This window comes from Mesorhizobium temperatum (genome assembly GCF_002284575.1).
Lineage (GTDB): Bacteria > Pseudomonadota > Alphaproteobacteria > Rhizobiales > Rhizobiaceae > Mesorhizobium > Mesorhizobium temperatum.
On the sequence record NZ_NPKJ01000050.1, the window covers coordinates 42681 to 63418 of the forward strand.

17 protein-coding genes are annotated in these 20738 nt (G+C 62.4%); 2 read left to right on the forward strand and 15 right to left on the reverse strand.

The window, feature by feature from the left end:
* Positions 1-53: 53 nt before the first annotated feature.
* The 4 genes from CIT26_RS17585 to yajC all read right to left on the reverse strand — a co-directional run bounded on the left by CIT26_RS17585 (position 54) and on the right by yajC (position 4610).
* Positions 54-881 carry a phytoene/squalene synthase family protein gene (locus CIT26_RS17585; RefSeq protein WP_095493797.1) on the reverse strand — a complete coding sequence of 276 codons (828 nt, stop codon included), beginning with the start codon at positions 879-881 and terminating at the stop codon, positions 54-56.
* A 25-nt stretch (positions 882-906) separates the two neighbouring features.
* Positions 907-1296, reverse strand: a complete 390-nt coding sequence (locus tag CIT26_RS17590; RefSeq protein WP_095493758.1) for an Mth938-like domain-containing protein — start codon at positions 1294-1296, stop codon at positions 907-909.
* Between the two features lie 104 nt (positions 1297-1400).
* Positions 1401-3953, reverse strand: a complete 2553-nt coding sequence (gene secDF / locus CIT26_RS17595; RefSeq protein ID WP_095493759.1) for a protein translocase subunit SecDF — start codon at positions 3951-3953, stop codon at positions 1401-1403.
* Positions 3954-4271: 318 nt separating this feature from the next.
* Positions 4272-4610: a preprotein translocase subunit YajC gene (gene yajC, locus CIT26_RS17600; protein ID WP_008876289.1), complete on the reverse strand. Its 339-nt coding sequence runs from the start codon at positions 4608-4610 to the stop codon at positions 4272-4274.
* Positions 4611-4905: 295 nt separating this feature from the next.
* On the opposite strand from yajC, the gene CIT26_RS17605 reads away from it, so the two are divergent.
* Together CIT26_RS17605 and CIT26_RS17610 are read left to right on the forward strand one after the other, a co-directional pair.
* Entirely contained in the window at positions 4906-5781 is an 876-nt protein-coding gene (locus CIT26_RS17605; protein WP_095493760.1) for an ATP-binding protein, read from the forward strand.
* 227 nt (positions 5782-6008) lie between these two features.
* On the forward strand, positions 6009-6839 hold the full coding sequence (locus CIT26_RS17610; protein ID WP_095493761.1) for an isocitrate lyase/PEP mutase family protein: 831 nt from the start codon (positions 6009-6011) through the stop codon (positions 6837-6839).
* A 234-nt stretch (positions 6840-7073) separates the two neighbouring features.
* On the opposite strand, the gene CIT26_RS17615 is transcribed toward CIT26_RS17610, so the two are convergent.
* The 11 genes from CIT26_RS17615 to CIT26_RS17665 form a co-directional block, all read right to left on the reverse strand.
* On the reverse strand, positions 7074-8573 hold the full coding sequence (locus CIT26_RS17615; RefSeq protein WP_095493762.1) for a peptidoglycan DD-metalloendopeptidase family protein: 1500 nt from the start codon (positions 8571-8573) through the stop codon (positions 7074-7076).
* Between the two features lie 211 nt (positions 8574-8784).
* A complete protein-coding gene (locus CIT26_RS17620; protein WP_206072778.1) occupies positions 8785-9450 on the reverse strand; it encodes a protein-L-isoaspartate(D-aspartate) O-methyltransferase in 666 nt (221 codons plus the stop codon).
* Positions 9447-10205: a 5'/3'-nucleotidase SurE gene (gene surE, locus CIT26_RS17625; RefSeq protein WP_095493763.1), complete on the reverse strand. Its 759-nt coding sequence runs from the start codon at positions 10203-10205 to the stop codon at positions 9447-9449. Before surE ends, CIT26_RS17620 begins: the two co-directional genes overlap by 4 nt.
* Entirely contained in the window at positions 10205-11710 is a 1506-nt protein-coding gene (serS, locus tag CIT26_RS17630) for a serine--tRNA ligase (protein WP_095493764.1), read from the reverse strand. The genes surE and serS overlap by 1 nt, the downstream gene beginning before the upstream one ends.
* Positions 11711-11865: 155 nt before the next feature.
* Positions 11866-12675: a twin-arginine translocase subunit TatC gene (gene tatC, locus CIT26_RS17635; RefSeq protein WP_095493799.1), complete on the reverse strand. Its 810-nt coding sequence runs from the start codon at positions 12673-12675 to the stop codon at positions 11866-11868.
* Positions 12676-12719: 44 nt separating this feature from the next.
* Positions 12720-13409 (reverse strand): Sec-independent protein translocase protein TatB, encoded by a 690-nt coding sequence (gene tatB, locus CIT26_RS17640; RefSeq protein WP_095493765.1) that lies wholly within the window; start codon positions 13407-13409, stop codon positions 12720-12722.
* Between the two features lie 29 nt (positions 13410-13438).
* Entirely contained in the window at positions 13439-13660 is a 222-nt protein-coding gene (locus CIT26_RS17645; RefSeq protein ID WP_095493766.1) for a twin-arginine translocase TatA/TatE family subunit, read from the reverse strand.
* Between the two features lie 178 nt (positions 13661-13838).
* Positions 13839-14618, reverse strand: a complete 780-nt coding sequence (gene scpB, locus CIT26_RS17650) for an SMC-Scp complex subunit ScpB (protein WP_095493767.1) — start codon at positions 14616-14618, stop codon at positions 13839-13841.
* The gene (locus CIT26_RS17655) at positions 14615-15415 is read right to left on the reverse strand and encodes a segregation and condensation protein A (RefSeq protein WP_095493800.1); all 801 of its coding nucleotides are present in this window, start codon (positions 15413-15415) and stop codon (positions 14615-14617) included. The genes scpB and CIT26_RS17655 overlap by 4 nt, the downstream gene beginning before the upstream one ends.
* Positions 15416-15542: 127 nt before the next feature.
* Entirely contained in the window at positions 15543-16562 is a 1020-nt protein-coding gene (nagZ, locus tag CIT26_RS17660) for a beta-N-acetylhexosaminidase (RefSeq protein WP_095493768.1), read from the reverse strand.
* 162 nt (positions 16563-16724) lie between these two features.
* The gene (locus CIT26_RS17665; RefSeq protein WP_245319463.1) at positions 16725-20651 is read right to left on the reverse strand and encodes an SPOR domain-containing protein; all 3927 of its coding nucleotides are present in this window, start codon (positions 20649-20651) and stop codon (positions 16725-16727) included.
* Positions 20652-20738 lie beyond the last annotated feature (87 nt).

Sequence of the window (20738 nt, forward strand, 5' to 3'; positions counted from 1 at the left end):
CCCGGCTTCCCGTTCCTCCCCGGATTCCTTCATACTTGCATACTTGTCAGCTTTCAGGCGTCTGGCCAGCCTCGCGTAGCGCGGCGCAACAGCAGCCAATGCCGGCGCCAGGCCGAGAGCCGCGCAACGCCGTTCAGAGGCGAACGACGAGAACTTTCCATCTTGCCGAGATAGGCGCGCGACAAGGCCAGCGGCAAAAATGCCGGTCGCAGCGAAACCGGCAACGCCGATGCACCGCTTTCGAAAGCTGCAAGATGTTCTTGCGCCAGCGCGATCATCGCCGCGACAGCGCGTTGCGCTCCGGGCCCGCCATTGCCCGCAACGAACTCCTCCGGCGACGACCCTGCCGCGGCCAGAATGTCGGCCGGGACAAAGCACTGCCCGCGCTTGCGGTGCAATGGCAGCAGCAGCAAAAGGCCGGTCATCGCTTGTGCACAACCTGCCCTGCCCGCAAGTTCGGCAAACCGTGGCGCTTCGACGGGATCAAGCACCATCGCTGCAAGCTGGATGAGCGCCGCTGCGGTCTCGCCGCAATAGCCTTCCAGATCGGTACGCGACGGCATAGGGTCGTCATAGAGATCGAAAACACGGGCTTCGAGCATGTTCTCGAAGGCGGGTTTCGGCAGGCGGTAGGCGGAAATCGTGGCCTTCAACGCGTCCGCGACAGGATGGCCAACCCCGTCCCCATTGCCCTCGGTTGCGATGACATCGCGCCACCATTGCAGCCGCACTTCGCCCGGCAGTGCCTCGCGGATACGGTCGCGAATGCCTGATATCTCGGCATTGAAGGCATAGAGCGAAAAAAGTGCGTCACGCTTGTCCTCGGGCGCATAGAGCGCGGAAACATAGCGGTCATGGTCGGCGGCTCGTACCGTTTCCATGACGATTTTGGCGTTTTCGCTCACGTCACTCGACGACAATCAGTGCGGCGGCCACCGCGCGGTTTTCCGCCAGAAGAACATTGTAGGTCCGCACGGCCGCGCCGGTCGACATCGGATCGGCCGCAATGCCCGCCGCCTTCAGCGCAGCACGCAGCGCCGCCGGCAACGGCCTGAGATCCTTGCCGGCGCCGACCAGCAGGATCTCGACCTTGTCAGCCTCGTTGAGCAGCTTGGCGAAATCCGCCGCCGTCAGTGCCAGGGGATCAGCCGGCTCCCAGCCATAGATGCCCGACGGCAGGCACAGGAGCGAGCCGCGATGCGACATGTCGGCGAAACGAAACCCGCCATTGCCGTAGGCCTCGATCGGCGCGCGGCTGGGGAAATGCGCTTCGCGGATGACGATGCCTTTTGCCACTAGTGATCCGATTCTAACATTCGCATCCCATTCCAACAGCGTCGTTTGCGAATGTTAGAACCATAGGGACCACTAGCAAATAGATGTTTCTAGCGCGGCAATCGTCAGGTTGCCAAGGCTTTGCCGCCGCCCACCGGCTTCTCCTCATCGGCCGTCGCGGCCTGTGGCCGCAGCTTGAACAGGATGAGCAGCGGGGCGGCAATGAAGATTGACGAATAGGTTCCGAAGACGACGCCGAACAGCATCGCCAGCGTGAACGAGCGGATCACCTCGCCGCCGAACAGCACCAGCGCCAGCAGCGCGAGCATCGTCGTCACCGAGGTCAGCGTCGTTCGCGACAGCGTCTCGTTGATGGCATTGTTCAACAATTGCGGCAGCGGCATCCTCTTGTATTTTCTCAAGTCTTCGCGAACACGGTCATAGACGACGATTGTATCGTTGAGCGAATAGCCGATGATGGTGAGTATCGCCGCAAGCGACGACTGGTTGAATTCGAGACCGGTGATGACGAAGAAGCCGATCGTCATGACCACATCGTGGACTGTGGCGATGATGGCGCCGACCGCGAACTGCCATTCGAAGCGGAACCAGACATAGATCAGGATTCCGAGCAGTGCGATGAGCATGGCGATAGTGCCTTGCTTGGCGAGTTCACCGGAAACCGTCGGTCCCACCACCTCGACACGGCGGAAATCGTAATGGTCCTGCAACTCGCCGCGCACCTTGTCGATGACGGTCTGTTCGGCGTTCTCGCCGCCCTCCTGCGTGCCGACGCGAATCAAGACGTCGTTCGGGTCACCGAACTGTTGGACCTGCACTTCGCCGATGTTGAGTTCCGAAAGCCTGCCGCGAATGTCGGCAATGTCGGCGGTGCCATCCTTGGCCTGGACCTCGATCAGCGAACCGCCCTTGAAGTCGATGCCGTAATTGATGTCGACGGTCATGAACAGCACGACCGCCAGGATCGACAGCACGCTGGACAGCGCGAAAGTCCAGCGGCGAATCCCCATGAATGGAATTCTCGTACCCGGCGGGACGAAGGTCACCGGCGCGCGCGGCAACTCCTTCGGGCGGGCGCGGCGAAGCCAGATCGACACCAGCAGCCGGGTGAAGGTGAAGGCGGTGAAGACGGTGGTCAGAATGCCGATGGCGAAGGTTACGGCAAAGCCCTTCACCGGTCCGGTCCCGAGCCAGAACAGCACCACGGTCGCGATCAGCGAGGTGACGTTCGAATCGACGATGGTCGCCAGCGCTTTCGAAAAGCCCGTGTCGATCGCCTGGATGACAGAGCGACCGTTTCGCCGCTCCTCGCGGATGCGCTCGTAGATGAGGACGTTTGAATCGACCGCCATGCCGATGGTCAGCACGATGCCGGCAATGCCCGGCAATGTCAGTGTCGCCCCGAGCAACGACAGCAACGCGATGATCATCGCCACATGCACCGCCAGCGCGATGTTGGCAATGAAGCCGAGAAAGCCGTAGGCCACGAACATGAACACGACGACGAGGATGGAGCCGATCACGCCGGCGACCTTGCCGGCGTGAATGGAATCCTCGCCGAGCCCAGGGCCTACTGTGCGCTCTTCGATCACCGTCAGCGTCGCCGGCAGCGCGCCGGCACGCAAAAGCACGGCAAGGTCGTTGGCGCTCTCGGCGGTGAAATTGCCCGAGATCTGGCCGCTGCCGCCAAGGATCGGTTCGCGGATCTGCGGCGCCGAAATCACCTGATTGTCGAGGATAATGGCAAACAGCTTGCCGACATTCTGCGAGGTGGCTTGGCCGAAACGCGCCGCTCCCTTGGAATCGAAGGTGAACGAAACCACCGGCTCATTGGTCTGGGAATTGTACGTCGCCTGCGCATCAACGAGATTTTCGCCCGAAACGATGACGCGGTTCTCGATCAGATATGGAACCGGCGGATCGTCCTGCGAATACAGAACCGAGGATCCCGCCGGCGGACGACCGTTGAGCGCGTCCTGCACCGGCATCGACTGGTCGACCATCTGGAAGGTCAGCTTGGCGGTCTGGCCAAGAATTTCCTTCAGCCTTTGCGGATCCTGCAGGCCCGGCACCTGGACCAGAATGCGGTCGTCGCCTTGGCGTTGCACGATCGGCTCGGTGGTGCCGAGTTCGTTGACGCGGCGCTCGACGACCTCGAGCGACTGCGCCAGCGCCGTCGACGTGCGGTATTTGATGCCGGCGTCGGTAACGGTGAATTTGAGCAGGCCGGGCTCGGAATCATCCAGCGACATCTCCTGGACGGAGCCGCCGCTGAACAGGCCGGCCGCCACCGGGTCGGTCAGTGTCTTCAGCGCCGTTTTGGCGGCATCGACCTGTCCGGGATCGGTGATGCGGACCTGCACGGTCCGGCCTGATCCGGCAAGGCCGGTGTAACCGATCTTGGCGTCGCGCAGCAGTGTCCTGATTTGGTCGCGCGTCGTCTCCAGCCGATCCTTGGTCAGATCGTTCGGATCCATCCTGAGCAGGATATGCGAGCCGCCCTGCAGATCGAGGCCGAGCGTCATCTGGCGCTTCGGCACCCAATCGGGAAGCTTGGCCAGCGTGCTGGCTGAGAAAAGATTGGGCGCAGCGAAGATCACTGTGGCGGCCACGGCCAGCCAGATCAGGATCATCTTGAAGCGCGAGAAATAGAGCATATGGCGTCGTCCGTCAGGGCGTTCTGGCGGATCGTTCCGCCCGGAATTGGGTTATTTGTTGGCGTTCTGCTTCGCCACTGCCTCGCCTTCGGTCCGCACATGGGTGATTGTCGAACACAGGCAGTTCACTTTGGTGCTGCCATCGGGCTTTCTTCAACTATTGTCAATCTTGCCGGCAAGCGACCAGCGCGCAATGGCATCACAAGATCGTTGGCGCCCTGGGGTGGCCGACAGATCAAAACGGTCTTGAAGCGCGAAAATACAGCAAATGGCGTCGTCCGTCAGAGCCCTGCCGCGGATCGTTCCGCCGACATCAGGCTATTTCTTGGCGTTCTGGTTCGCCACTGGCTCGCCCTTGACGCGCACATCGGCAATCGTCGAGCGCAGCGCCGTTACCTTGGTGCCACCGCCGAGATCGATCTCGAGCTCATTGTCGTCGATCACCTTGGTCACCTTGCCGACAAAACCGCCGCCAGTAACGACCGTGTCGCCGCGGCGAACCGCCGCCAGCATCTCACCGCGCTTCTTCAACTGCGTGCGCTGCGGCCGGATGATCAGAAAATACATGATCACGAAAATCAGGACAAACGGCAAAATGCTGATGAACATATCCGGGGAGGCGCCGACGCCTTGGGCATATGCCGGTGTCACGAACATCGAAGTACTCCTGAATTTTGAAAAACAGCCGCCAAACCGTCCTGGGGAAATTTGGCGGCCCCGTGAAATTTGGCCGGAATATAGTCGGTAAAGTTCCCAATGCAACTGCGCAGCCAGGCATTTCAGCTGCTTTTCCGGCTGGTTGAGCCGTGTTAGAGCATGATCCCGAAAAACGAGGTCCGGTTTTCGGAAAAGATCACGCTCCAACAAAAGGTTGGAACCGGCTCCGAAACCGCCGAAATCAAATAGGTTCCGTTGTCACACCCTCCTGAATGCAAAAACAAAAAGACAAGAAATGACCGACAGCACCATCGAAGCCCTGAACAAGAAGCTCGACCGCCTGATCGAGGCGGTCGCCCACCTCGCCCCGCCGCCGGTGCCGGAAACCGACCTCGGCGAGGCCGATTGCTTTGTCTGGCAAGCTGATCCCGGCTATCTGGAGCCGGTGCTCAAGGTCAACCGCGTCGACATCGGCCTGATCCGCGGCGTCGACCGCGTCCGCGACATATTGGTCGACAACACCGAGCGTTTCGCCTCCGGTTACGCAGCCAACAACGTGCTGTTGTGGGGCGCACGCGGCATGGGAAAATCCTCGCTGGTCAAGGCCGTGCATGCAGCGGTCAACGCATCGGCAAAGCTGGACCTGCCGCTCAAGCTCATCGAAATCCACCGCGAGGACATCGACACGCTGCCGAAGCTGATGAATTTACTGAAGGCGGCACCTTACCGTTTCATCCTGTTTTGCGACGATCTGTCCTTCGACCACGACGACACGTCCTACAAGTCGCTAAAGGCGGCGCTCGAAGGCGGCGTCGAGGGCCGCCCGGCCAATGTGATCTTCTACGCTACCTCAAACCGGCGCCACCTTTTGCCGCGTGACATGATCGACAATGAACGCTCGACCGCCATCAACCCGTCAGAGGCGGTCGAGGAAAAAGTCTCGCTGTCCGACCGCTTCGGCCTCTGGCTCGGCTTCCACAAATGCTCGCAAGACGAGTATCTCGACATGATCGACGGTTATATCAGCCATCACGACCTTGCCATCGATCCCGCGACGTTACGCGCCGAGGCACTGGAATGGGCGACGACGCGCGGCAGCCGTTCGGGCCGCGTCGCCTGGCAATTCACCCAGGATCTGGCAGGCCGGCTCGGCAAGCAGCTCAAGGATTAACTGCTGTCGAGAGTATCTGAAAACTGACGGCGTGTTGCCGGCCAGCTTCTCGTGCCGGCGACCGGACGCTGGAACGTTCCCAACCGCCTAGCCTTTCCCATTGTATTTATCGGGGGGATTGGCAAGCCGCCTCGTGCGGCGCTGTTCTTTATTCGTTCCACGCATTGTGCCATGTTTCCGGGTGCCATGTTTCCGGCCAAGTTCGGTGACGCAGCCGCCGAAGGGGAATGCAGATGGAAAGCAAGAGCATAGCGTTTCGCAGGCTCCATGAGGAACCGGGCGCGTTCATCATCCCTAATCCTTGGGATGCCGGCACGGCACGGATTCTCGCAGCCATGGGTTTTCGTGCCCTCGCCACCACCAGCGCCGGTATGGCGTTCGCTCTTGGCGTCGCTGAGGGGCAGGTCTCGCGGGAGGATACCTTGAGCCACTGTCGGGCCATCGTGGCGGCGACACCACTGCCCGTCTCGGCCGATCTCGAAAAGGGATTCGGCGATAACCCGGAGAGCGCCGCAGAGACGATCCAAGCCGCTGCCGACATCGGTCTGGTCGGATGTTCCCTTGAAGATCATACCGGCCAGCGCGATGATCCGATCTACGACTTTACGCTCGCGGTTGAGCGCATTGAGGCGGCCGCGAAAGCGTCCCGCACACTCCCGCATGATTTCGTGTTGACGGCGCGCTGCGAGAACTTCTTGTGGGGTCGTCCCGATCTGGATGACACCATTGGAAGATTGCAAGCTTTCGAGAAGGCCGGAGCCGATGTGCTCTATGCGCCCGGCCTCCATGATCTCGGCATGATCCGCACTGTTTGCGGCGCCGTGACGAAACCGGTCAATGTCGTGATGGGCATGCCCGGCGCTACGTTTGGGGTAGCCGAGCTAGCGGACGCCGGCGTCAAACGGATCAGTGTCGGCTCGGCACTGGCGCGGCTCGCTTTTGGCACGTTCGTCCGCGCCGCGCGGGAGATGAGGTCAGCAGGGACCTTCCGGTTTTCCGAGGAAGCCATGGGCTTTGCGGAACTAGAGGGCTTCTTTACCGGATCAACGAAGGCCTGAGAGCGTCGCAAGAGCCTGTCGCGAAATTCTGACTTTTCGTGAAAAGATCCTGCGTCTAGGTGCCAGCGCTTTGTCGCGAAACTGGCATTTTTTCTCGAGGCGACTCTAGGCCGAGTGACCGAAAAAGCCCGCCCCTTGCGGAGCGGGCTGAGCCGGCGGGCCGGACTGGAGGTCAGGCGGCGCGCAATTGCTTTTCTTGTTCTATTCGAGATAGGTCGAAGGATCGACTTTCTTTTATTCAAGATAGGTCGAAGGATCGACCGGCGCCGAATTCTTGCGGACTTCGAAATGCAGTTTCGGCGAGTCGGTGGTGCCGCTCATGCCGGACTGCGCGATTTCCTGGCCGCGCTTGACCTTCTGGCCGCGCTGGACCTCGATCGAGCGGGCGTGGCCATAGACTGTAACCAACCCGTTCTCGTGGCGCACCAGAACCGTATTGCCGAATTCCTTAAGACCATCGCCGGCATAGATGACGACACCGTTCTCGGCCGCCTTGACCGGGGTTCCTTCCGGCACGGCGATGTCGACACCGTCCTTGCCGCCGCCAAAGCTGGAGATCACGCGGCCGCGTACCGGCCAGCGCATCTTGCCGATACCGGTGGCGTTTGGCGCCACCGCGTCGTCATCCTCTGCCTGCTGGATGACCTTCGCGGCCTTTTGGGGCGGCGTGTAGGCGGCGAGCGTCTCCGACGGCGTGGTCGTTGCCGCAGGCGGGGTGGTGGCAGTCGTTACCGGATCGACCTTTGCCGGCTTGGCGCTGGCAACTGTCGCGGTTCCGCCAGCTGGCACCTTCAGGGTCTGGCCGATCTTGAGCAGACCGTCCTGCATGCCGTTCGCCTGCTTCAACGCAACCACGCCGACGCCGGTCTTCCTGGCGATGGCCGACAACGTATCACCCTGCTGGACGGTGTAGGAGCCACCGGCACCAGTCGTCTTGGATGCGGCTTTTCTGTCCTTCGGCTGGCTTGCCGCGGCCGATGCATCCACCTGCGCGGCGGACTTGCCCTCCTTGAGCTTCGGCTGCTGCGGCAGCACGGCCACCATCTCCGGCGCCTTGGCCGGCAAATCGTGCTTGGTGTCGTTCGCAGGCTTGGCGTCAGCAAGCTTCGGCGCCGGTTTCTTGCCTGAATAGGCATAGGCGGGGATGACGAGCTTCTGGCCGGTCTTCAGCCCGTTGGTCGCGCTTAGCCCATTGACCTTCATAAGGGCGTCTGCGGGCACGCCGTAGCGCCGCGACAGGCCGGAGATGGTCTCGCCATCCCTAACGACGATCTCGGTGGCACGCGGTTCGCCGCCTGCCGTCGCCATGCGCGGAGCATCAGGTTGTGCGTTCTTGAACGGCTTCGCCGCTGTCCCGGTTGCAGTACGGTCAACCTGTGAGGCGGCGGGCGCCGAAGCGGTGCGGGCCGGACTGGCGGCGGGCGCCGGCTGCGACTGGCTGACCGGCGGCAGTTGCTGCGTCGTAACCGGTTCAAGGCTTGAGCGGCTGACCGACTGGGTATGGCTGCCGTCGAGCGGCGCGGCCGACACCGGCGCATCGCCCGGATAAGGCTGGGCGGCGTCCTGCTTGTCGATGATACTGCGCTGGTTGTTGGTCGAGGAGGTGAAGACATCATCGACGCTGTTGAACCGCGAGACCTGGGAACTGCATCCCGCCGCGGTGCCCGCAACCATAAGGACAGCGAAACCACGCGCCAGGTTGCGTCCGTTTGCCTTCAAAATACTGAATTGCATCGCTTTTACCCGCAGATACCCGGTACAGACTGACCGTGATTAAAGCGCGTTAATGTTACCGGTCGGTTAAACCTTTAGAATCAGACGCAAATTTTCTTAAAATATTTAAGGCTGGACCTGGTCGGGTTGAGGTTCAGGTAGGGCCGAGTCACAGACGGGCGCGAAGCGACCAGACAGGTCGGTTGCGCCATCACCTGAATATCGACAGAACCTAGATGACCGCGGCTACGCTGCGCAGGATCGGCTGCAGGCGGACGAGACCGATGTCCTCGCGTTCGAAGCGGCTGCCGACCTTAGTCAGTTTGGCCAGCACCTGCTCGCCCTCCTCGGGTCCGATCGGAGCGATGACGATGCCGCCGCTCGACAATTGGTCGAGCAGAAAGCGCGGCAGGCTGTCGAAGGCCGCCCATACGACGATGCGGTCGAACGGCGCTTCATTGGCCAGTCCGTTGGAGCCGTCCGCCTGGCGCACGATGACATTGCCGATGCCAAGCGCCTCGAAGCGCTGCTTGGCCTGCTCGGCCAGCGTCTTGTAGCGGTCGACGGTGACGACCCGCGCGGCAAGCCGCGACATCACCGCCGCCGTGTAGCCCGACCCGGTGCCGATCTCAAGCACGCGGTTGCCCGGCTCGATGGCAAGTGCTGCGATTACCGCAGCTTGCAGATCGGCGCCCTCGATCGCCTCGCCGCATTCGATCGGCAGCATGCGGTCCGACCAGGCGATCGGATGGAACTGCGCGGAAAGGAAGCCGCGCCTCGGCGTCGCCTCGAAGGCGGCGATCAGCGCCTTCGGCACGACGCCCTTGCCACGCAGGCGGAGCAGGAAAGCGGCGAAGCCTTCGCGGTCGTCGACCGTCGGACCATGGTTCAGGTTCATGCGAGCGCCTTGGTCAGTTGATCGCGGATTTCATGAGCGGTGAGATCGAGCTGCAGCGGCGTCACCGATACCAGCCGGTTGCGCATGGCGTGGAGGTCGGTGCCTTGCTTGCCCTCGACCGGCTCGCGGCCGAAGCGCAGCCAATAATAAGGAAGTCCGCGGCCATCGCGGCGCTCGTCGACCCACAGGCTGTGGACGAGCTTGCCTTGCGAGGTGACCACCGTGCCGGCGACCACTTCTGGCGCGCAATTCGGAAAATTGACGTTGAGCAGCACGCCGTCCGGCAGCGGCATGGCGACAAGCTTCTTGAGCAGCGCCGGCGCCAGCGCCTCGGTGGTCTTATAGGGAACGACGCGATCCTCGCCGAGATAGGAATAGGCCTGGCTGAGCGCGATCGAACGCACGCCGAGCAGCGCGCCTTCCATGGCGCCGGCAACGGTGCCCGAATAGGTGACGTCGTCTGCGATGTTGGCGCCGGAATTGACACCGGACAAGATCAGGTCGGGTGTTGCGGGCAGGATCTTCTTCACGCCCATGATGACGCAGTCGGTCGGCGTGCCGCGCACGGCGAAGTGTTTTTCGCCAATCTTGCGCAGGCGCAGTGGCTCCGAGATCGACAGCGAATGCGCGTAGCCGGACTGGTCCTGCTCCGGCGCCACCACCCAGACGTCGTCCGACAGCGTGCGGGCGATGCGTTCGAGCGATGCAAGGCCCTCGGCATGGATGCCGTCATCGTTGGTCAGGAGGATGCGCATTATCTTGATTCGATCTTTTCCAGACCGCCCATGTAAGGCCGAAGCGCTTCAGGAATGGTTACGCTGCCATCCTCATTCTGGTAGTTTTCGATGACAGCAATCAGAGCGCGGCCGACGGCGGTGCCGGAGCCGTTCAGCGTGTGGACGAAGCGGTTGCCCCTGCCGTCTTTGTCCTTGTAGCGGGCGTCCATGCGCCGCGCCTGGAAATCGCCGCAGACCGAGCATGACGAAATCTCGCGATAGGCGTTCTGGCCCGGCAGCCAGACCTCGATGTCGTAGGTCTTGCGCGCACCAAAGCCCATGTCGCCGGTGCACAGCGTCATGGTGCGGAACGGCAGGCCAAGACGCTTCAGCACTTCCTCGGCGCATTCGGTCATCCGCTCGTGTTCGGCGAGCGAGGAGTCCTGGTCGGTGATCGACACCAGCTCGACCTTGTAGAACTGGTGCTGGCGTAGCATGCCGCGCGTGTCGCGCCCGGCCGAGCCCGCTTCCGAGCGGAAGCACGGCGTCAGCGCCGTATATCGCAGCGGCAGTTTTTCATGCGATGTGATGTCCTCGCGCACAAGGTTTGTGAGTGGGACTTCTGCGGTCGGGATGAGCCACAGCCGAGAGGCCAGCGCTTTTGCCTCGTCATATTGTCGCCGGTAATCGACCATACCCTGTTCCATAGCGGCATTAAACGAGGAGAATGCCTCCTCGGTGGTCATCTCTTTTCCGGTTCGCTCCTTGTATTCTCTTTGAACTTCTGGCAGCGCCGCCCAAGTCTTGGCTTTTACGTTGTCAAAAAACCGTTCAAAAGATGGAAGCTCTTCAACGCGCTTTTGCGTCTGAAATAAATCTTCTTCAAATTTCGGCAATTGTCCGGTACCGAACATTGCCTCATCGCGCACCATCAGAGGCGGCTGGATCTCCTCATAACCATGCTCGGTCGTGTGCAGGTCCAGCATGAACTGGCCGAGTGCGCGCTCCATCCGCGCCAGTCCGCTTTTCAACACCGTGAACCGCGAGCCGGACAGTTTCACCGCCCGCTCGAAATCCATCATGCCGAGCGCTTCGCCGATCTCGAAGTGCTCCTTCACCCAGTTCGGGCGGGTCGGCACCTTGCCGACGATGCGCTTGACGACATTGTCGTGCTCGTCCTTGCCGACCGGTACGTCGTCGAGCGGCACATTGGGCAGCACCGCCAGCGCGTCGTTCAGCGCCTTGTCGAGTTCGCGTTCGCGCGCCTCGCCGTTCTGGATGAAAGCCTTGATCTCGCCGACCTCGGTCTTCAGCCTTTCGGCAAGGGCGGCGTCACCCGAACGCATGGCGTTGCCGATCTCCTTCGAAGCAGCGTTGCGGCGCTCCTGCCTGGTCTGCAGCTCGGTCAGATGTTCGCGCCGCGCCTCGTCCCTGGCGATCAGATCATCGACCGTGGACTGCGCGTCCTCGGCGGACCACGAGCGCTTCCTGAGCGCCTCGACAAGGGCCTTCGGGTTGTCGCGAATCCATTTGATGTCAAGCATGGTCCTGAACGCTCCTGAGCTAGGTCAGAGGGCGTAAACCGCATCCTTGACCGATGCAAGATGTGAAGATCGAGTTCGTTCGGGGAGATGTCCGGCAGGACAGAGGGGGCGCTGTCCCGCAGATTTTGAAGATAGTGCTACCCGCCTGATACAGCCTACGTCGACGACGCGTCCGCTGCCTTTTCGGCCGCCGCTTCCGCAGCTTCCCGCTTCTCGCGTGCGAGACGTTCCCGTTCTTTGCTGCGCTCGATCAGCCGGGCCGACCAGATCGAGACCTCGTAGAGAAGGATCGTGGGAACGGCCAGGCCGATCTGGCTTATCGGGTCGGGCGGTGTCAGAATGGCCGCCACGACGAAGGCGATGACGATCGCCCATTTGCGCTTTTCAACCAGCGCCTCGGACGACAGCATGCCCACCCGTGTCATCAGGCTGGTCACCACCGGCAACTGGAACACCAGGCCGAAGGAAAAGATCAGCGTCATGATCAGGCTGAGATATTCCGACACTTTCGGCAGCAGCGAAATCTGCACCTGGTCGTCGGTGCCGGCCTGCTGCATGGCGAGGAAGAACCACATCACCATCGGCGTGAAGAAGAAATAGACCAGCGACGCGCCCATCAGGAACAGGATCGGCGAAGCGATCAAGAACGGCAGGAAAGCGTTGCGTTCGTTCTTGTAGAGGCCGGGCGCGATGAATTTGTAGATCTGCGTGGCGATCAGCGGAAAGGCAATCACCATGCCGCCGAACATCGCCAGCTTGACCTGGGTGAAGAAGAATTCCTGCGGTGCCGTGTAGATCAGCTCGACCTTGTGCGGGTCGAGCCCTGCCCATTGAGTCGCCCATTTGAACGGGATCACCAACAGGTTGAACAGTTGCTTGGCGAAGAAGAAGCAGAACAGGAAGGCAACGAAGAACCCGCCGATCGACCACATCAGCCGCCGACGCAACTCGATCAGATGCTCCATCAGCGGAGCCGCCGATTTATCAATCTCGTCCTTTTCCGAAATGCTCACTTGGCGGCTCCCGCCGTCTTTTTGGCGGCTGCAGCCTGCTTCTTCGCCGCTGCCGGTGCAGGCTTCGGCTCGGCCTTTTTAGCCGCGGTCTTCGTCGCAGCAGGTTTTGCCGCTGCTGCCGCTGGCTTCGCTGCGGCCTTGGAGGCCGGCATCGCTTTCGCTGGCGCACCCTTCGCCTTCGCTGCCGAGGCCTTTTGCGGTGCAGCCGGCGTCGCCGCCGCGACAGGCGGTGTCACCGACTCATCGGTCATCGCCGGAAAGGTCGGCGCCGCCGGCGCCGCTTCCGGGGCTTTGACGCCCGGCAGCACCGTCGCGCCATTCTTCAGCTCGGTATCCTGCGGGCTCGAAGCAGCCGGCGCGGCAGGGTCGACGGCCGGCTTCGGCTTCATCACCGCGTCGACGCCTGAACGGACGTCGGCTGCTGCCTGCTCGAACGGATTGAGCTGTTTCCTGATCTCGGCGGCCGGGTTGAGGCTTCTGAGTGAATCGACCGACTTCTTGACGTCGTCAAGCTCGGCCTCCTTCAGCGCGTCGTTGAACTGTTTCTGGAAGTCGGCTGCCATGCCGCGCATCTTCGCCGTCGTGCGGCCGAAAGTGCGCAGCATCTTGGGCAAATCCTTAGGCCCGACGACCACGATCATGACGATCGCGATCACCAGCATCTCGGTCCAGCCGATGTCGAACATGGCGATACGTTCCGACTAAAGTTTTGGGCTCAGCTCTTGCTGGCCTTTTCCTTCACTGCCGAAACGGTTTCGTCGGCACGGTGTTCAACGGTGCGCTTGTCCTCGGCAACCTCGTCGTCGGCGATGCCCTTCTTGAAGCTCTTGATACCCTTGGCCATGTCACCCATCAGCTCGGGAATCTTGCCGCGGCCGAACACCAGCAACACGATCACCAGAACGATCAGCCAGTGCCAAATCGAAAATGAACCCATAACAATCTCTCTCGAAAGTTTTCTCTGACGATGATCTATGCGCTTTCGCGTCGGGATTCAAACACAACCGCGACAGAGTTTATAAATGAGTGGCCGAAGTCACGCACTTTCGGCGCCATAGCCCGCTACCAATCGGCGCAGCCGCGAAATACCAACGGCTTTCGGCACGTCGTTTGGGTCAATCTTCCTCGACGCGCGGCGTCAACAGGCCGAGTTCCTCGAGGTCGATGTCGGTCAGCGGATCCTCGTCGTCGGTCAGCGCATCCGGATCCACCGGCGGCAGCGGAATGGAGAAATTCGACGGCATGCGGCCCGAAAGCAGCCCAGCGCCCTTCAATTCGTCCATGCCGGGAAGATCGCGGATCTCCTCCAGCGCGAAATGGTCGAGGAAGATGTCGGTGGTGCCGTAGGTGACCGGACGGCCGGGCGTGCGGCGCCGGCCGCGCATCTTCACCCATTCGGTCTCCATCAGCGTGTCCAGCGTGCCCTTCGAGGTCTCGACGCCGCGGATATCCTCGATCTCGGCGCGCGTCACCGGCTGGTGGTAAGCGATGATCGCCAGCACTTCGAGCGCCGCGCGGGAAAGCTTCCTCTGCTGCACCGTGTCGCGGCTCATCAGGAAAGCGAGATCGCCGGCGGTGCGGAACGCCCAGGCGTCGCCGACGCGCACCAGATTGACGCCGCGCCGCGCATAAATCTGCTGCAGTTCGGCCATCGCCGCGGCGATGCTGATGCCGTCAGGCAGGCGTGCGGCAAGCTGCTTTTCGCTAACCGGCTCGGCGCTGGCAAAGACGATCGCCTCGGCCATGCGCACGGCTTCCGCCATATGCAGCCGCTCGCCAGGATTCTGGGACAAGTTCTGGGCCTGGCTTTCTGCCGGTGCCCAGGCGAGCACGCCCTCTTCGGTCTCGTCGTCGACGTTGAACGGAATGACCGAAGCGTTGGCGCGTTCACTCATGATGCCACCTCGACTGCCCTGATGCCTTGCGCACGGCCGCGCAGATAGAGCGGCGCGAACACCTCGTCCTGCCGCATTTCCATTTTGCCTTCGCGCACCAGTTCCAGCGTCGCCGCGAACGAACTGGCAATCGCGGTACGCCGCTCGTCCGGGCCAGTCAGATATTCGACCAGGAAGCTGTCCAGCGCCGTCCAGTCGGCAAGCGAGCCGATCAGCCTGTTGAGGATATCGCGCGCATCCTTGAGCGACCACACACCGCGCCTGGCGATCGTCACATTAGTGATCGCCTGCTTCTGGCGTTGCGCTGCATAGGCGGTCAACAGATCGTAGAGCGAGGCCGAATAGGCGTTGCGTTTCTCGACGATGACCATTTCCGGCATGCCGCGGGCGAACACGTCGCGTCCGAGCCGGTTGCGGTTGACCAGGCGTGCCGCCGCGTCGCGCATCGCTTCCAGCCGCTTTAACCGGAATTGCAGCACGGCCGCCAACTCCTCGCCGCTTTCGCCGTCGTCGCCGGGTTGCTTGGGGATCAAAAGCTTCGACTTGAGAAACGCCAGCCACGCCGCCATCACCAGATAGTCGGCGGCAAGCTCCAGCCTGAGCGCCCTCACCTTCTCGACGAAGGCCAGATATTGCTCGGCCAGCGCCAGGATCGAGATGCGCGACAGATCGACCTTCTGGTTGCGGGCAAGATGCAGCAGAAGGTCGAGCGGGCCTTCGAAACCGTCGACGTCGACGACCAGCGCGGGATCGCCGGTCAGCCGCGAATCGTCGTTCTCGGCCCACAGACGGTCCATCGGTGCTGCCTTGCCGGCCTTGTTGTCCAATGTTTCCGCCACTTCCTGTCGCTTTCCTTTGCTTCTATCTTATTGTTTGACCATGATCTGTTCCGAACAACCGGCTCCCACTTTTCGGGATCATGGTCTAGGCTACCGCATCGAAATAGGTGGCGAATTCGGCGCGTATCTCGGCTTCATCAGCCCGATCGCGGTTCTTGATATAGGTCAGCGCCCGTTGCGCGCGTTGCAGCGACGTGCCTTCAAGCCCCGTTGTGCGCGACGCAATGCCGGCCATCTCCTCGAAAACGCCGTTGCAGTGAAGGACCAGATCGCAGCCCGCCGCAAGGATCGCGGCCGCCTTTGTCGGGAAATCCCCAGAAAGTGCCTTCATCGAGGTGTCGTCGCTCATCAACAGCCCGTCGAAGCCGATTTCGCCGCGGATGATCTCGTCGATGACCTTGCCGGACGTCGTGGCCGGATTCTTCGGGTCGATCGCGCTGTAGACGACATGCGCCGTCATCGCCATCGGCAAATGACTGAGCTCCCTGAACGGGGCGAAATCATGCCGCTGCAAGTCGCTCATCGAGGCATCGACGGTCGGCAGTTCGAAATGCGTGTCGGCAAAGGCCCGTCCATGCCCGGGAATATGCTTCATCACCGGCAGCACGCCGCCCGACATCAGGCCCTCCGCCGCGGCGCGACCCAGTTCGATAACGGCACGAGGCTCCTTGCCATAGGCGCGCGCGCCGATGACGTCGCTGGCGCCCTCGATCGGCACGTCGAGCACCGGCAGGCAATCCGCCGTGATGCCGTAGCGCAGCAGGTCGAAGGCATGCAGCCGCGCCATCAGCCAGGCGGCTCGGTTGCCGGCGTCGTGATCGTTGCGCCACAAGGCGCCGAGTGCGCCACCGGCCGGATAATTCGGCGCCAACGGCGGGCGCAGGCGCTGCACCCGACCGCCTTCCTGGTCGATGAACACCGGGGCGTCCGGACGCTCGACACAGTCGCGCATCGCAGCGACCAGATCGCGGATCTGCTCGGTCTCGCCGATGTTGCGCGCAAACAGGATGAAGCCCCACGGACATTCATTGCGATAGAAATTGATTTCGTCGCGTGTGAGCGATTTCCCGGCGCAGCCGAGGATCATGGATTTTGATTCGGTCATGAGCAGGAGTTTAGAGCTTCACGCGGACAAAGGGAATCGCATCGAACCACATGCGGTTGAGCCACAACCCCTTCCACACAAAGAACTCTCTTCCACAAAAAACCGGCGCGGTTCATGACCGCGCCGGTTTTTTTCCGCCCAAGAGCGGGAGACTTGGAATGGCTAGCGCGACACGAAGCAGTTGCCGCCGGCAGCCTTGTAGTTGGTGCACAGGTTGATCGCATCGTTGCGCGACTTCGCCGGGACGCGGACGCGATAGAACGTTCCCTTGCCGGTGATCTCGGCCTTGACGATGTTGGCGGTGTGGCCGGAAAGCACGCTGCCGTAGCGGCGCTGCAGATCCTGATAGGTCGACTGGGCGCTTTCGACAGTCGGTTGCGAAGCGATCTGCATCGACCACGAGCCACCGCCGGTCGAGGCGGCCGTCGGACTGATGGACGCAACTTGGTCGGGCTTGACCTCGCCGACGACGTCGACCGGCTGGTCGGACGGACGCTGCGGCGCCACCGGAACCGTAGCCGGCGTATTGGCAGGCTGGGCGGTTTGGGCCTCAGCCTCAGGCGCGGCTGCCGGCGCAGTTGTCGGATTGACTGTTTCCGGCTTGGCTGTTTCCGGCTTGGCGGTTTCGGTCTGGTCGCCGCCCACCGGGTCGCCACCCAACAGATCGTCACTTGCCTGGTCGGCAACAGGCGGTACCGTACCGGTCTGTTCTGCTGCGTCGCCGGCCTGCCCCGCTGGGGCCACATGCCGCGGCGCCGGATCGACAGGTTCGACGGCAGCCATCTGCGGTACAGACTCGACGCCAGCCATCTGCGGTGTCGCAGACGCCGGATCCTCGCGCGCAACCAGCGAGCCATCTGATTTGACGACCATGGTTCTCACCTTGCGCGGTGCAACGGCGACGACGTCGGGGTCGATGCCTTGGTCGGCCTCTTGCAGAACCTGGGCGATACGATCCTCGGACTTGGGTCCCGGCGCGGCGGCGACGTCAGCATTTCCGGCCGCTTGCGTGCCGCGGATCGCATTGGCGCCTTCAACGGCGGCGGATTCGGCATTGCGGACCGCATCGGCGGCTTCAGCCGTGTCGATATCGTCGGGTGAAAGATCGACCACACGGCTCTGCGGCGGCTCCTTGGCCGCCACGTCCACCGGCTCTTCGGTGTTGGTGACCAGTTTTTCCTGGACCGGTTCGGCAGGCTTTGCGCCACCCTTGGCCACTGCGTCATAGACCTTATTGTCCTGGTTCGGCACGACGGTGCCGCCCGGATTTTCAGGCCTGACCTTGATCGGTGCGTTGTCCGCCTTGACGATGACCGGCGCATCGGTGCCGCCGGCGCCGCCGAAAGACAGCGCGAAGGCGCCGAGACCGCCGGCGAGCGCCACGGCGCCGACGACAGCGGCGACCATCAGGCCGCGTCTCCGCGGCCTCGCGGCATCGTGCTCAGCCAAGCCGGGAACCGACATGGCCTCATCCAGTTCGGGGTCGTAGTCGAGTTCGTCCAATCCAAAGTCGTCGGCCTGCGAGGCCGGCCAGCCGTTGGGCAGGTCGCCCCAATCGAAGCCGCTGGCGGCATCGGCATAAGACGCACTGACAGACGCTTGTGCGGGTCTCGCCGCATAGGTCCGCGTTTCGACGCGGTCGGGCTCATAGCCTGACTGGAACCCGGCCGCTGACTGGAATCCGGCGCCTGACTGGAAACCTGCATTGTAGGATTCGTCGTCATACGCCGCACTGCGCGCCGGGGCGGCAGCGACGTCTACGGTATTCATTTCCGTGAGAAGGCTGGCGAACTCGGTGTCGAGATCGTCATAGGCAGGCGCCGCCGGTTCGTCGTCATTGAAGTCGAGTTCCGGAATATCGAGGTCGTCCGCCAGCGCCACGACGCGCTCGGGCACATCGACCGTCTCGACATCGGGCATCTCGTCATACGCCGAAGACTGTTCGCTTTGCGCCGGCGCAGATGCAGCATTGGCGGCATCGTCTTGCGCCGGCTCATCCTGATAGGACGGTGCCGCAGCCATAGGCGGCGGCGCTTCCGTGGCCTTCGCCGAAGCCGTCGGCTGGGCTGCTGCAAAGGCAGGTTGCGACTGCGCGACCGGCGTTACGCGGCTCCACGAACGGGCCGGCGCCGGCGGGGCGGAGCGTGCGGCCATCCAGTTGAGCGCATCCTCCTGGGAAGCGGAGGCCGCAACGTTATCGCCGTCGCCATGATCCAGACCGATGTCCTTGGCGAAGGCGGTGTGCAATGCATCATCGTCGAAATCGACATCGGCCGGCCCGGCGGCATCTTCAGCGCCGAAATCCTGCCCCTCGAGCTCATCGAGGAGAACAGAGTCGAGATCGACCTCGGCCGCCTGAACCACGCCATCCGATGGCTCCGAAAGGTCTTGCTCGTCGAGGCTCCAGTCCAGTTCGTCGATGGTATCCACTGGTTTGTCGGCCGCTTTTCCAGCCGCGGCCACAGGCTGCTGAACCAAGGCGGGTTCATTGGCCGCGGACGCAGCCACCGGGGCGGCCCGTGTGCGCATGATGCCCAACAGCGCGTTCAACTCGTCTTCGAGGCTCCGCTCGTCAGCGACGGGGGCAGGCGCCGCCGGCTGGACTACGGCGGCCGGCGCCGTCGGTTGGACTACAACGCCGGAGGCCTGCGCAACCGGCTCTTCGGCTTTCTCGGCAAGCGCGTCGTCGAAGCTCAAGTCAAAATCGGCGTCGAACGCATCTTCCGGGGTCTCGACGGAAGACCCATCCGTGGCAGCGATAGCCTCCGGTTCGTCAATTTCTGGCTCGTCAATTTCGACCGGTTCAGCCGTGCGAACCTCGAAATCCATGTCGACATCGGCCATGGCGTCGTAATGGCCGGCAAAGCCCTCATCGGACTCTTCCGAAACGGCCCGACCAGGCGCAGCAGGAGCTTCAACAGCGGCCTGCTCCATCGGCACATGTTCGTCGAGCATTAACTCGTCTTCGAGCGAGCTTGCGACGGCATTGTCGAATTTGTCGTCGAAGACGGGTTCGGCGGCCGGCGCGGAGATTTCGGCTTCGGCAGCCTGCGCCATCGGCACGTGCTCGTCGAGCATCAGCTCGTCTTCGAGCGAGCTTGCGACTGCGTTGTCGAATTCATCGTCGAAGGCGGTTTCGGCGGCCGGCGCGGAGACGTCGGCGGCTTCGGCAGCCTGCGCCATCGGCACGTGTTCGTCGAGCATCTGCTCGTCTTCGAGCGAGCTTGCGACTGCGTTGTCGAATTCATCGTCGAAGGAGGGTTCGGCGGCCAGGGCGGAAACGGCGGTGGCGGTATTCTGTTCGGCCTCGTCCGTCGCCTCGTCATCGAGCAGGAAATCCTGTTCGAGCGACGCGGCAAGCTCATCGTCCACTGGTAAATCGTCTTCGAATGGCGACACATCTTCGAGCGAACTGGCGGGTCCATCGTTGAAATCGTCATCGAAAGCAGCTTCCGATGCTTCGGCAACGTCAGAACGAACGTCATCGGCAGCAGCGGCATAGGCGGTTTCGTCCGTCGCATCGTCGTCCAGCAGGAAATCCTGTTCGAGCGACGCGGCAAGCTCGTCGTTCCCAAGCTTGTCGTTCACTGGCAAATCGTCTTCGAAAGGCGACACGTCTTCGAGCGAACTGGCAAGCGCATCGTCGAAATCGTCATCGAACGCAGCTGCAACAGCCGGCGCGGATGCTTCGGCAACACCAGCACGCGCGTCGTCGGCAGCAACGGCATGGACGGCTTCGTCCGCCGCATCGGCGTCGAGCAGGAAATCCTGTTCGAGCGACGCGGCAAGCTCGTCGTCCCCAAGCCCGTCGTCCATTGGGTCAGTGGCAGCCGCTTCGAAAGCCGGCTCGCGAATCTCGGTTGCGCCGTCATTGTCGTCGGCGCCGAATTCGCCCATCAACTCCTTTTCGAGGTCGATGTCGAAATCGCCGTCGTCCGCCGGCTGGCTGGCTGGAGCCGCCTTCGGCTGGGCCTGCGGCTTGACCGGCTGGCGCGGGTCGAACCCCATGATCCTGGTCAGTTCCGCGAACGGATCATCGTCGGCGATATCGTTTTGGGCGGCTGCTCTCAGCTGGGTTGTGTCTGCCATTATTGTTCCCGAACTCGCACTCATTCGGACGCCATGGACGTCGCGTAGGGTTGGCCCTTACCAGCGCAATGTGGGCAAAAGGTGACA

Excerpts from the sequence above, each read along its gene's own strand:
- CIT26_RS17655 (WP_095493800.1), bottom strand. The coding sequence starts at position 15,415 with ATGGACCGTCTGTGGGCCGAGAACGACGATTCGCGGCTGACCGGCGAT.
- scpB (WP_095493767.1), bottom strand. The coding sequence starts at position 14,618 with ATGAGTGAACGCGCCAACGCTTCGGTCATTCCGTTCAACGTCGACGAC.
- CIT26_RS17665 (WP_245319463.1), bottom strand. The coding sequence starts at position 20,651 with ATGGCAGACACAACCCAGCTGAGAGCAGCCGCCCAAAACGATATCGCC.
- CIT26_RS17645 (WP_095493766.1), bottom strand. The coding sequence starts at position 13,660 with ATGGGTTCATTTTCGATTTGGCACTGGCTGATCGTTCTGGTGATCGTG.
- secDF (WP_095493759.1), bottom strand. The coding sequence starts at position 3,953 with ATGCTCTATTTCTCGCGCTTCAAGATGATCCTGATCTGGCTGGCCGTG.
- surE (WP_095493763.1), bottom strand. The coding sequence starts at position 10,205 with ATGCGCATCCTCCTGACCAACGATGACGGCATCCATGCCGAGGGCCTT.
- CIT26_RS17615 (WP_095493762.1), bottom strand. The coding sequence starts at position 8,573 with ATGCAATTCAGTATTTTGAAGGCAAACGGACGCAACCTGGCGCGTGGT.
- serS (WP_095493764.1), bottom strand. The coding sequence starts at position 11,710 with ATGCTTGACATCAAATGGATTCGCGACAACCCGAAGGCCCTTGTCGAG.
- nagZ (WP_095493768.1), bottom strand. The coding sequence starts at position 16,562 with ATGACCGAATCAAAATCCATGATCCTCGGCTGCGCCGGGAAATCGCTC.
- tatB (WP_095493765.1), bottom strand. The coding sequence starts at position 13,409 with ATGTTCGACATCGGCTGGACCGAGATGCTGGTGATCGCGATCGTCATG.
- CIT26_RS17585 (WP_095493797.1), bottom strand. The coding sequence starts at position 881 with ATGGAAACGGTACGAGCCGCCGACCATGACCGCTATGTTTCCGCGCTC.
- CIT26_RS17620 (WP_206072778.1), bottom strand. The coding sequence starts at position 9,450 with ATGAACCTGAACCATGGTCCGACGGTCGACGACCGCGAAGGCTTCGCC.
- yajC (WP_008876289.1), bottom strand. The coding sequence starts at position 4,610 with ATGTTCGTGACACCGGCATATGCCCAAGGCGTCGGCGCCTCCCCGGAT.
- CIT26_RS17610 (WP_095493761.1), top strand. The coding sequence starts at position 6,009 with ATGCAGATGGAAAGCAAGAGCATAGCGTTTCGCAGGCTCCATGAGGAA.
- tatC (WP_095493799.1), bottom strand. The coding sequence starts at position 12,675 with ATGGAGCATCTGATCGAGTTGCGTCGGCGGCTGATGTGGTCGATCGGC.
- CIT26_RS17605 (WP_095493760.1), top strand. The coding sequence starts at position 4,906 with ATGACCGACAGCACCATCGAAGCCCTGAACAAGAAGCTCGACCGCCTG.